This window comes from Clostridium sp. CAG:43 (genome assembly GCF_000434655.1).
GTDB classification, from domain to species: domain Bacteria; phylum Bacillota; class Clostridia; order Lachnospirales; family Lachnospiraceae; genus Otoolea; species Otoolea fessa.
Genome location: NZ_FR895110.1, coordinates 46353 through 57914, shown reverse-complemented (window position 1 = coordinate 57914; position 11562 = coordinate 46353). Strand labels below are relative to the sequence as shown.

Below are 11562 nucleotides of genomic sequence, written 5' to 3'. Positions count from 1 at the left end.
GGCAGTGGCGGCTGCCGTGTCCGGCGGCGATGCAGACGCGGGCATGGGAATCCAGTCGGCAGCCAGGGCAATGGGACTTGATTTTATTGAGATTGGACGGGAAGAGTATGACTTTGCGATTCCAGTCAGATTTCTGGATTTTCCACCGGTGCAGCATTTTCTGGCGGTTTTGAAAAGCCGGGAATTTGCAGAGAGAGTGGAGAAGCTCGGTGGTTATGGGCTGGCAAGAACCGGAGAAATTTTATATTTATAAAAGAGGGGATTAGATGGGAGCAGTTGTGCGTGAATTATATGTGTTCCGGCAGAGGGGACAGCCGGGAGAAGCTGTGGAGAGCGCCTGGTTCCGAAGGGGGATCGGAATGGAGGGTGACCGGCATGCAGCGGGAGGTGAAAGGCAGACTTCGCTGTTGGCGGGAGAAGCCCGGGACTGGATGGAGAAGCAGACAGAACCGGGACTCTGCTTCCGCCGCTACAAGGCAAACCTGATAACGGAGGGAATAGATACCACCCAGTTAAATACGGGGGATCTTCTGGCGGCGGGAGGGGCGGTGTTCCGCGTCTCCGGGTATGGAAAAAAGTGTTTTCCAGAGTGTATTTACCATGAAAAAGGAGTTTTCTGCCGCCTTTCGGCAGGAGCCATATTTTTGGAAGTGATTCGGGACGGGTATGTATCTGTTTCGGATGAAATAATGAAATTAGGCAAAAAGGAGGAACTGTGATGAGACGATTAGAGAAAGATGAATCACTCTGCATTGGCTGCCACCAGTGCGAAGAAGCCTGTTCGAAGGCATTTTACAAGGTTTCGGATCCAATGAAATCCTGCATCCGCATTACCGACAAGGAGGATGGAAGCCATCATATTGCTGTGTGTACACAGTGTGGAAAATGTTCTGAAGTGTGCAATACAGGTGTGATTACGGAGGATGCGAGAGGCGTTTACCGGCTGAACAAGAAAGAATGTGCCGGCTGTCTGATGTGCGTCGGATTCTGTCCGGAGAATGTTATGGTACAGTGTGATGATTATCTGGAGCCGTCCAAATGTACGGCGTGCGGATTGTGCGTAAAAGCATGTCCGACCGGAGCGATCCGTCTGGTAGAAGAGTAAAGGGAGGAGAAAGGCATGATTAAAATGTGTGATCTTCCGCGTTATGCGGACGCAGATATGGAAGAAATCAAAAAAATGAAAGAGGCCCACACGGTTCTCAATCAGGTTACATATGAGCCAAAGCCGCTGTATCATGGATATACGGATAAGCGTCTTCGAATCAATGTGACAGATAACACCATCGATATGATCGACATTCCTCAGGAGGTCAAAGAAAAATTTACCGGCGGCAAAGGTTATTGCCTGCGTTATCTGTGGGATGCAACGAATCCAGATACAAAGTGGAACTCTCCGGAAAATGCCATTACCATGTCGGCAGGACCGATTGCCGGAATTACGCAGTACGGCGGTACCGGAAAATGCCTGGTATGCAGCATTTCACCGATGACAGATATCCCGATTGATTCAAACGTCGGCGGATATTTTGGCCCATTCTTAAAATTCTCCGGATTTGATGTGATCGAGCTGACTGGAAAAGCGGAGGAAGACGTGATTATTGTCATCGATGGCAATAAGGGAACCGTTTCAATTGAAAAAGCACCGTTAGAGCATAAAGATGCACATGTACTGGGAGAAGAGCTGACAACCATGTATGCGGAGGATGACAATGATCGCAAAAACGTGGCGGTCGTATGTTCTGGTTCAGCGGCGGATCATTGCAACCTCTCTATGCTGAATTTTACATTCTATGATCCGAAAAGAAATGTAGTCCGCTTAAAACAGGCTGGACGTGGTGGTATCGGACGTGTCTTTGCGGACAAACACATTAAAGCGCTGGTATGCCATTTTAAAGGCGTAAAAGCAAATCTGAACCATGTATATGATATCAGTATCCTGAACCGGGATGGCCTGAAATTCCATCGTGAGGTGGCGACACAGGATGACAAACAGAATTCAATGCGTAAATCCGGAACGGCATACTCCCTGCGTACCCTGAGCGATTATGATATTTTGCCGACGCATAATTATAAATATGGCGGAACGGATAAGATCGATGAGATGGCACCGGAGGTATGGAGAAATAAATGGCTGACCCAGGGCGGAGCAGACGGATGTTGGTATGGATGTTCGATGGCGTGTGCTAAAACAGCCGATCAGTTTGAATTAAAGACAGGTCCGTATAAGGGACATAAAGTATGTGTGGATGGTCCGGAGTACGAGACAGCAGCCGGTGTTGGTCCGAACTGCGGCGTAACCGATCCGCAGGTAATCCTGGAAGTGAATTTCTACTGTGATACATATGGCATTGATACGATTTCCTTTGGCACCATGACTGCCTTCCTGATGGAATGCTATGAAAATGGTATCCTGAATAAGGAGAGAACAGGCGGCCTGGAGCTTGTATGGGGCAATGCAGAGGCAGAGCTGGAGCTGCTGCACCAGATGGCGCGAAACGAAGGCTTTGGCAAGATTGCGGCACTTGGAAGCCACAAGCAGAAAGAGTATTTTGCAGCGCAGGGCTGGGGCGACATGGATTTCATGAATGATATTGCGATGGAACAGAAGGGACTTGAATATTCAGAGTATTCTTCCAAAGAATCCTTGGCGCAGCAGGGCGGCTATGGTCTGACCAATAAGGGACCGCAGCATGATGAGGCATGGCTGATTTTCATGGATCAGGTAAATAACCAGATCCCTACCTTTGAGGATAAGGCGGAGGCGCTGTATTACTATCCGATGTTTAGAACCTGGTTTGGTCTTCTGGGACTTTGCAAGCTGCCGTGGAATGATATTGTACCGGCTGACAACAGCCTGACCGATGAACCGGCGAAGGTACCGGAGCACGTAGATAACTATCTGGATCTTTATTATGGTGTTACTGGGGTTAAGATTGATAGGGATGATATGATTAAAATGTCCGAGCGTGTCTACAATTTCCAGCGTATTTTCAACATTCGTCTTGGCAAGGGACTGCGTGCGAACGATGCGATTCCATACCGCTCCCAGGGACCGGTTACGGAAGAAGAATATCTGTCCCGTCAGGAGCGCTACGATGGTCAGCTGGTAGAGCTGGTTGGTTTTACAAAAGAAGAAGTCGAAAAAATGTCCTTAAAGGAAAAGATGGCTGCGACCAGAAAGCACAGAGAAGGGGAATATGAGAAGCTGATTGATGCGGTATATCCGAAGCGCGGCTGGAATTTAAACGGCGTTCCGACAATTGCACACCTGAAAGAGCTTGGCATGGATCTTCCGGAGCTTTTGGAAGTAGTTGAGCCGCTTCAGTAAGACTATTCATTAATACGTTGCAGAAGGGAAGTGGATATCATGGTACTGAATAACCGTCCATATCCGGACTGGCATGAAGGACTGACAATCAGGGGTGTGATGGAACACATGAAATTTACCTGGCCCAAGCTGGTCGTGAAGGTAAATGGGCAGCTGGTCTGGCCAGAAGACTATGATAAAGTAACACTTGAGGAAGCAGATGATTTGAAGATTTATCATTTACTGGGGGGCGGTTGATTCAGAAAGGAGACGCTGGTTTGGAGATAGACAAAGAACGCTATAAAAGAAATATTCTCCTGCCGGAGGTAGGAGAAGAAGGACAGAAAAAGCTGGCGGAAAGCCGGGTGCTGGTAGTCGGGGCGGGGGGACTTGGATCTCCCGTCAGCCTCTATCTGGCAGCAGCAGGAGTCGGTACGATCGGGATTGCTGATTTTGACCGGGTGGATGTCAGCAATCTGCAGCGTCAAATCCTTTACCGGGAACAGGACATTGGAAAGGCAAAAGCAGAACTGGCGGCGGAGCAGCTTCAGAGCCGGAACCATTCGGTGCAGGTAGAATTATACCCAGAGGGGATTACAGCTGAAAATGCAGAAGAAATTCTTGCAAAGTTTGATGTGATTGTGGATGCTTCGGATAATTTTCCAACCCGCTATCTGCTGAGTGACACATGTATGAAGCTGGGAAAGCCGGATGTATATGGAGCTATCTGTGAATTTGCGGGACAGGTTACCGTGTTCGCATCGGACGGACCATGTCTGCGCTGTCTCTGTCCGGAGGCAGAGGACCCATCCGGAAACCCGAATTCGGCTGCTTATGGTGTGCTTGGCGTGATTCCCGGCATGATCGGGTGTATGCAGGCGGCAGAAGTATTGAAGCTTCTTTTGGGCAAGGGAGAGCCGCTGATTGGAAAAATGCTGTTCATTGATGCCAAAACGTGGTCCACGGATCTGATAGAAGTTCCGGTACATCCCCAGTGCAGCTGCCATGCACATACCAAAGTTCACCGGATGTGAAAACGGTATTAAAAATAGACATATGGAACAATCTCTTTACTTCACAGGAAAAGAATGATAAAATAAATTAAATTGTCGAAAGCAGATGAGGAAGATTATCCACTCTGCTTTCGGCTGGATTCAGGTAAACAAAAAGGTAAATTAGATGACCAGGAATGTTTCCCTGAAATTACGATTATTGAGAAGTTAAGAGGTAAAAGGCAAATGGCGAAGGGTAATAACACAAAAGCAAAAATTGCCCGTGTTGCATGGAAATTGTTTCATGAGAAGGGATATGAGGAGACGACGATCGATGAGATTATCCTGCAGTCTGGAACATCAAAGGGAAGCTTCTATCATTATTATAGTGGAAAGGATGAGCTTCTGGCATCTCTTCCAGAGATCTTTGATGCAAAGTATGAAGAGGTAATGCAGACGCTGGATCCGGAGATGGACAGCTTTGACAAGCTTATGACGCTCTGCTTCAGTGTACATGATCTGATAGAGTCGGATATCCCGGTAGGGCTTCTGGCGTCACTCTATTCCTCACAGGTGGTGACAAAGGGGGATAAGCATCTTTTAAACCAGAACCGTTTTTACTATAAGATGGTAAATCAGCTGGTCGATGAGGGGCAGCGCCGGGGGCAGATTACCCGCAGTATGCCATATTACGAGATTGCACATATGTATGCACTCTGCGAGAGGGCAATCATCTATGATTACTGCATTTCAGACGGTGGCTATGCGCTTGGAGAGTATACAAGAAAGACAATGCCTCTGCTGTTCGGCGGAGTGCGTGTAAAGCAGGAAGTCAAATAAAAAAGCAGACGGAAAATGCTTCTTAGGGGTATTTTCTGTCTGCTTTTGTGCGTGATAGCCGCGTACAGATCAGGATAGCATTGAGTACCTTTAAAATAAAGGAACCTGGGACGGGAAAATGCAGCTTAAGAAAGGAAGAATGCCAGATGGAACGAGAAAATCAGGAGTACATAAGCATTGTGAATGCAACGGAAAACAACTTGAAACATGTGTCGTTGAAAATTCCGAAAAAGAAAATCACGGTTTTTACCGGTGTGTCCGGTTCGGGCAAATCATCGCTCTGCCTTGATACGATTGCGGCAGAGTCGCGGCGGGAGCTGAATGTGACATTTCCAAGTTTTGTCCAGCAGTTTCTGCCGAAATATGGTCGTCCGGAGGTTGAGCGCATGGAGAATCTTCCGGTCACGATCGTGATCGATCAGAAAAAGCCGGTGGCAAACTCCCGCTCAACGGTCGGCACATACACCGATATCTATGCGCTGCTGCGCCTGCTCTTCTCACGTGTGGGCAAACCGTTTGTCGGCTATTCGGACAGCTTTTCCTTCAACCATCCGAGCGGCAAGTGTGAGCGCTGTGAGGGCTTGGGCGTTGTGACGGAGCTGGACATCCACAAGCTGGTGGATTTTGATAAATGCCTAAACGATGAGGGCGTTATCCAGTGGCCGGCGTTCACAACCGGCGCATGGCGGTGGAAGCGGTACGCATACAGCGGTTTGTTTGATTTGGACAAGAAGATCAAGGATTATTCGAAGGAGGAGATGGATTTATTTCTCTATTCGCCGCAGATCCGCCTGAAAAACCCGCCGGCAAACTGGCCGAAATCCGCGAAGTATGAGGGCATTTATCCGCGTATGTACCGCAGTATCATTACATCTAAGGAAGGACAGCTTCACAAGAAAGAGCTGGATCGCATTGTCAGCACCTTTACGTGTCCGGAGTGCCACGGGGCGAGACTGAATGCGAAGATTCGGAGCTGCCTGATTAACGGAAAAAATATCTGCGAGGTTTCGGATATGCCGATCCCGGAGGCGGCAGAGTTTATCCGCCAGATCGATGATCCGCTGGCGCGCGATATCAAGACCGAGATCCTGAAGCGGATGAATGCGCTGATTGAGATCGGACTCAGCTATCTTTCTTTAAGCCGTGGAACAGACACTCTCTCCGGCGGCGAGGCGCAGCGTATCAAGATCGCGCGTTACATCAATTCGCCGCTTACCGATATGATGTATGTGCTTGATGAGCCAAGCGTCGGACTGCATTCGCGCGATATCCAGAATCTTAAAAATTCGCTGATCAAGCTGAAAGAGCACGGAAATACCGTGATGATTGTGGAACACCACCGGGAAGTCATTGCGCTGGCGGATCACATTGTGGATATGGGACCGGAAGCGGGCATAAACGGTGGACAGATCATGTATCAGGGAAGCTACGAGAACCTTTTGAAAGCGGACACTGTGACCGGGCGGATGCTGCGGACGAAAACGCCGATGAAGATGGAGTACCGCAAGCCGACCGGATGGTATCAGGTCGAGCACGCGAAGCTTCATAACTTAAAAGATCTGAGCGTAAAGCTGCCGCTTGGCGTGATGACGGTCATCGCCGGTGTGGCTGGTTCGGGAAAAAGCTCCCTGATGGAATATTTTATGAGCCAGTATCCAGGCGAGGTGATCTCGATCCGGCAGAAGGATATCGGTATCAATCTGCGTTCGACCCCGGCGACGTATCTGGATATCGCGGATGCGATTCGGGCGCTTTTTGCGAAAGCGAACCATGTCGCACAGGCATATTTCAGTTTCAATTCCAAGGGCGCCTGCCCGGCGTGTCAGGGTAAAGGTGTGATTATATCGGATATGGCATATATGGACTCGATCGAGACGGTCTGCGAGGTCTGCCACGGAACGCGGTATTCGGAGGAAGTGCTGAAATATCAGTACAAGGGAAAGAATATTGCGGAAGTCATGGATATGACCGTCCGTCAGGCGATCCAGTTCTTTGAAGATGCGGATTTTGTGAAGAAACTCGATACGCTGGTACAGGTCGGACTCGGTTACCTGCATCTGAATCAGTCGATGACGACGCTTTCCGGCGGCGAGCTGCAGCGTGTGAAGCTGGCGAGCAAGCTGGATGAGCGGGGACAGATATTTATTCTGGATGAGCCGACTGACGGGCTGCATCTCGACGATATCCGCCGTCTGATGAAGCTTTTCAACCGGATGACCGATCAGGGCAATACACTGTTTATCATCGAGCACAGCCTGGATGTGATGAAGGACGCCGACTATATCGTGGAGCTTGGACCGGGCGGCGGACTCGCAGGCGGCGACCTGCTCTTTGCCGGGACGCCGAAGGAGATGCTGGAAGCGGAGCGGAGTGTGACGCGGGAGTATCTGCGGGAGAGCTTATAGATAAAGAAAAATATCCCGAATGCATCGGAAAGTGCATTCGGGATATTTTTAACAACACTCAATCAATTCGTTCAAATACCATGGTAGCTTGAATTTTATCGCCGCCAAGAAAACCCTTGGAGCCAGAAGATGTTGTTGAGATCGTGTGAAGCCGGTATCCTTTGGCCGCTTGTTTATTAATTTCTGATTGCAGATTAGTAAGACTAGCTGTGCCTGAACCAGTGCCAAGTAGTTTTTCTGTTAAAACAACCTGTAAAACAACATATTTGTCCCCATTATTTCCTGCAGCTTTTCCTGCAACATCATCCCATGCCATAATGCTACTCCTCCTTTGCATATTTAAACTGACTTAATGATATCACAATTATATTTCCCTGGAAAGATATTTCTTCGCATCCTTAAAAAACGCCGCCACGATCAGGAGAATGATAAACGCGATCGGAAATGCTGCAATGATGGACACGGTCTGCAGGTTTGCCATTGAATTATCACTGAAAATGAGGACCATCGGCAGTAGAATCAGGCTCAGGGACCAGAAGGTTTTGATCGCCATGTGCGGTTCGTCCTCGTTTGTCAGGTTCTTGTAGGAGTAGGCGGAGGCAACCAGTACGATTGCGTCAAAGCTGGTGGCATAGAAGGCGATCATCGCCGCCGCGAGCAGAACGAGGACCATCGGGGCGAGCGGAAGCGTGCGGATGATGGCAGTGATTGTGGAATAGAGGTCGCCACTGGCGGCATAAAGCCCCATGACATCCAGTTTTCCGAACACCTGGAGTCCCAGGCTGTAGTTTCCGAGGATAATAAAGCTCACAAACGTGCCGCCAAGCCCGAACACGTAGCCGCCGAGGATTGTCTGCCGGATCGTACGTCCACGAGAGATGGTTCCGATGAAGAACGGGGCAGCGACGCACCAGACCATCCAGTATGCCCAGTAGAACATTGTCCATGTCTGCGGAAATGAGGTGGTGCGTTGTGGGTCGGTGTAGGTGGAGAGTCCGATAAAGTTCTGTACCAGATTTCCGATGGAGGAAAAGCCGGTTTCGATGATATAGCGTGCTTCACCGCCAAACAGCAGCACATATGCCAGAAGAGCGAAGAAGAGGTAGACGCAGGACGCCGCGAGCTTCTGGATGCCCTTCATGCCGCTCACGACGGAAACGGTGTATACCAGGCAGGTGACTGCCAGAATCGCGATGGTGATGAGGCGGGTGTCGCTGAATCCGAAGAGTTCGGAGACGATCTGGCTCATCAGAGGGGTCGCCAGCGTAAAAGTCGTGGTTGTGCCGGCCAGCAGTGCGAAGACCGCCATCAGATCAATCAGGGTTCCGGCAAGTCCGTCTGTGTGTTTTCCGAGGATCGGGCGGCAGGCTTCGGAGTATTTCTGTTTATGGCAGCCGCGCACATGAAGCATGAAGCCAAAGGCAGCGGCGAGCACGACATAGAAGCTCCACGGGATCGGACCCCAGTGAAAGAGCGGGTATGTGCTCGCCCAGTCCTGAATACTGCCCATTTCTGCCAGATGCGGGTCATTGGCGTAGAGAACCCACTCACACAGGGAGTAAAAGAGAATGTCCGCCGCAAGTCCGGAGGTAAACATCATCGAACCCCAGGCAAAATTGGAATAGAGCGGCTTCTCATCCGGTTTTCCGAGCCGGATGGTTCCGTAGCGGGAAAAGGCGATGTAGATTGACAGAAGAAAGATGCCGAGTCCGATGGCAAGATAGCCGACACCGAAGTTTTCCCCGAGAAAGCCCCGGAGATTTTCCAACACTGCCTTGGATGCATCCGGCGCAGCCAGAAAGCAGAGACAGAGTATTATAATAAGAAGAAATGGGACGACCATCGTGGTCCAGTCCAGGCGTTTCGGCTCTGGCACTGTTTGGGATTGTGGATTTTGCATGGGAAACCTCCTTTTAATTCATTTGTAAAAATGAGGATTTTTGCAAATGATTAGCGTTCATTTTTTAATAAATAAATTAAATATTGAACACATTATAGCATTGGGAGGAAAAAAAAGCAATGAAAAATTGGGAAAAAAGGGGAATCAATGTAAAAATACGGCAAATTCCGTTACTGGGCACGTATGCGTGAACGATAACGAATCGATAGAAAAATGTATGGGAGGCGGCAATGGAAAAATCCTGCCGCCTCCCTACTGCTCAATCTGCACATCAAACCCCAGTCCGCGCAGCATGTTCGCATAATTCTCCATATCCTGGCCGGAGAAGGTCTGCTCGCGGGCAAGAGCCGGAGATTGTGTGTATTTTTCATATTTAATGATCCCCAGATTTGAATAGGAGAGCAGAATTACATGTCTGATGTGGTGCTCAGACAAAAGGTGGGCATACCTGCGGGCATCGATGAGCGTGTCGTTGATGCCGGGGGTAATGGTAATGCGGACCGCCACTTTTTTGCCGATAGCGACGGCAAAGTCCAGATTTTCCAGAATCGAATGATTTGAGACGCCGGTGAACTGGACATATTTCTTTTCAGAATAATGTTTTAAATCGATGATAATCATGTCCGCGTTGGCGATGAAGCGGGAGAAAGCCAGCGGTTTGGCGAAAGCGGTCGTCTCAATCGCGGTGCGGATGCCGTGTTCTTTACATTTTTTCAGGACAGCGGTGGCTGCTTCCGGCTGCATCAGCGGATCGCCGCCGGAGAGAATGACGCCGCCATTTCCATAGAGCTCCCGGTCGGCAAGAATTTTTTCCATGATTTCATCCATATTCATCATCTGACCGACGAAATGAAGCATTCGGGACGGACAGTGATCCGTACAGGCACGGCAGAATGTACAGGTGTCCGGGGTAAAGGTGAGACGGTTGTCTGAAAATGCCAGACTTCCGGTGGGACATTCGCTGACACAGAGATTGCAGTAGAGACAGTGCTTGCTGTCCCAGAGAATCCGGGTCGGGCGCTCATGCGCCTGCGGTGTTGAACACCAGACACAGCGCAGGGGGCATCCTTTAAAATAAATCGTAGTCCGCAGCCCGGAACCGTCAGCCAATTCATTTCGTTTGATCTTAAATATATTCGCCTGCATGAATACAATACTCCTGAAAATCCTTCTGATATTTATAAAACACGATAAGACATTGAGTATTCCGGCACGGAACGGCACCGGAATTCCGAATGGATTCGTAATACATCTGAATGCAAAATACAGGCTAACTATAGCATAAAGGAGATAAAAAGTAAATGAGACAGTTTCTCCAATTTGCTGCTTGATTTTTTTACAAAGATTTGACAAAAAAACGGGAATAAATTTTACAAATAAGCGTTATAATAAAACAGGTTCGAGAGAGAATATGTGTGAACGCTGCGAAAGAGCAGGTTATACAGCGGCAGATTTGCCAACTGGCACATATCGAAAAAGAAACCACGAAGGAATACCGCGAGAGATCGGGCGGCTGGCTTAAAATGAAGCGCGAAAACAGCTGCAGGAAAAAGATGGAAGATGGCGGGGAAGATATGGAATTGAAATATGAACTCTGGAAAGAGAGTATATTTCAAGAAAAAGTTATATGTGAATGTAGGAAGCGTCTGTCGGGATATCGGCGGGCGGTTTTTTATTTCATAGAAGAATTAAATATATCATTTGTGAAATTACAGTATTATACATAATTTCTATACACAAAAGAGGTATTTGTTTATGTTATGAGCACAGGCTTACAACACTTATTAATAAGAATTAATATAAGGTACTTTTAACGAAAAATTCACGGAAAATCACGCTTACAACGTGAAAAACACGGTTGTATTTAGGAAATAAACTTGTTATAATGAGTGGCTGAAATGGAAAATGTAAAACAAAAAAGAAAAAAGTTGGGAGGTTACGAAGGTGAAAAGATTGAGTGCGTTTTGCGCGAGCCTGGGATTATTTTTGATGGCAAATCCGATGACGGCTCTGGCAGCAGAACAGGAAGGCGGTGCATCGGCATCCTTTGTGCCGCTCTGGATGTGTATTCCATTTGCGGGACTGCTTCTCTGTATTGCGATTCTGCCGCTTGTG

At 48.5% G+C, this 11562-nt stretch carries 11 protein-coding genes; 8 read left to right on the top strand and 3 right to left on the bottom strand.

Features of this window, described 5'->3' with window-relative positions; all coding sequences use genetic code 11:
* The 8 genes from QVO97_RS10760 to QVO97_RS10725 form a co-directional block, all read left to right on the top strand.
* On the top strand, positions 1-253 hold a 253-nt coding region (locus tag QVO97_RS10760; RefSeq protein WP_288189664.1), incomplete at its 5' end, for a substrate-binding domain-containing protein.
* A 13-nt stretch (positions 254-266) separates the two neighbouring features.
* Positions 267-719 (top strand): MOSC domain-containing protein, encoded by a 453-nt coding sequence (locus tag QVO97_RS10755; protein WP_022360327.1) that lies wholly within the window; start codon positions 267-269, stop codon positions 717-719.
* Positions 719-1105 (top strand): 4Fe-4S binding protein, encoded by a 387-nt coding sequence (locus QVO97_RS10750; RefSeq protein WP_022360326.1) that lies wholly within the window; start codon positions 719-721, stop codon positions 1103-1105. Before QVO97_RS10755 ends, QVO97_RS10750 begins: the two co-directional genes overlap by 1 nt.
* Positions 1106-1120: 15 nt before the next feature.
* The gene (locus tag QVO97_RS10745; RefSeq protein WP_022360325.1) at positions 1121-3331 is read left to right on the top strand and encodes an aldehyde ferredoxin oxidoreductase family protein; all 2211 of its coding nucleotides are present in this window, start codon (positions 1121-1123) and stop codon (positions 3329-3331) included.
* Between the two features lie 39 nt (positions 3332-3370).
* Positions 3371-3568 (top strand): sulfur carrier protein ThiS, encoded by a 198-nt coding sequence (gene thiS / locus QVO97_RS10740; RefSeq protein ID WP_022360324.1) that lies wholly within the window; start codon positions 3371-3373, stop codon positions 3566-3568.
* Between the two features lie 20 nt (positions 3569-3588).
* On the top strand, positions 3589-4344 hold the full coding sequence (locus tag QVO97_RS10735; RefSeq protein WP_022360323.1) for a HesA/MoeB/ThiF family protein: 756 nt from the start codon (positions 3589-3591) through the stop codon (positions 4342-4344).
* 204 nt (positions 4345-4548) lie between these two features.
* The gene (locus tag QVO97_RS10730) at positions 4549-5142 is read left to right on the top strand and encodes a TetR/AcrR family transcriptional regulator (protein ID WP_022360322.1); all 594 of its coding nucleotides are present in this window, start codon (positions 4549-4551) and stop codon (positions 5140-5142) included.
* 146 nt (positions 5143-5288) lie between these two features.
* The gene (locus tag QVO97_RS10725; RefSeq protein WP_022360321.1) at positions 5289-7547 is read left to right on the top strand and encodes an ATP-binding cassette domain-containing protein; all 2259 of its coding nucleotides are present in this window, start codon (positions 5289-5291) and stop codon (positions 7545-7547) included.
* Between the two features lie 58 nt (positions 7548-7605).
* Here QVO97_RS10725 and QVO97_RS10720 read toward each other — a convergent pair whose 3' ends face one another.
* From QVO97_RS10720 to QVO97_RS10710, 3 genes are all read right to left on the bottom strand, one after another.
* The gene (locus QVO97_RS10720) at positions 7606-7863 is read right to left on the bottom strand and encodes a DUF4177 domain-containing protein (RefSeq protein WP_022360320.1); all 258 of its coding nucleotides are present in this window, start codon (positions 7861-7863) and stop codon (positions 7606-7608) included.
* A gap of 48 nt (positions 7864-7911) precedes the next feature.
* Positions 7912-9423 (bottom strand): BCCT family transporter, encoded by a 1512-nt coding sequence (locus QVO97_RS10715; RefSeq protein WP_369678419.1) that lies wholly within the window; start codon positions 9421-9423, stop codon positions 7912-7914.
* A gap of 276 nt (positions 9424-9699) precedes the next feature.
* Positions 9700-10593 (bottom strand): glycyl-radical enzyme activating protein, encoded by an 894-nt coding sequence (locus QVO97_RS10710; protein ID WP_022360317.1) that lies wholly within the window; start codon positions 10591-10593, stop codon positions 9700-9702.
* Positions 10594-11562 lie beyond the last annotated feature (969 nt).

Coding starts and splice junctions, on each gene's coding strand:
- QVO97_RS10725 (WP_022360321.1), top strand. CDS start 5,289: ATGGAACGAGAAAATCAGGAGTACATAAGCATTGTGAATGCAACGGAA.
- QVO97_RS10755 (WP_022360327.1), top strand. CDS start 267: ATGGGAGCAGTTGTGCGTGAATTATATGTGTTCCGGCAGAGGGGACAG.
- QVO97_RS10750 (WP_022360326.1), top strand. CDS start 719: ATGAGACGATTAGAGAAAGATGAATCACTCTGCATTGGCTGCCACCAG.
- QVO97_RS10710 (WP_022360317.1), bottom strand. CDS start 10,593: ATGCAGGCGAATATATTTAAGATCAAACGAAATGAATTGGCTGACGGT.
- thiS (WP_022360324.1), top strand. CDS start 3,371: ATGGTACTGAATAACCGTCCATATCCGGACTGGCATGAAGGACTGACA.
- QVO97_RS10745 (WP_022360325.1), top strand. CDS start 1,121: ATGATTAAAATGTGTGATCTTCCGCGTTATGCGGACGCAGATATGGAA.
- QVO97_RS10720 (WP_022360320.1), bottom strand. CDS start 7,863: ATGGCATGGGATGATGTTGCAGGAAAAGCTGCAGGAAATAATGGGGAC.
- QVO97_RS10730 (WP_022360322.1), top strand. CDS start 4,549: ATGGCGAAGGGTAATAACACAAAAGCAAAAATTGCCCGTGTTGCATGG.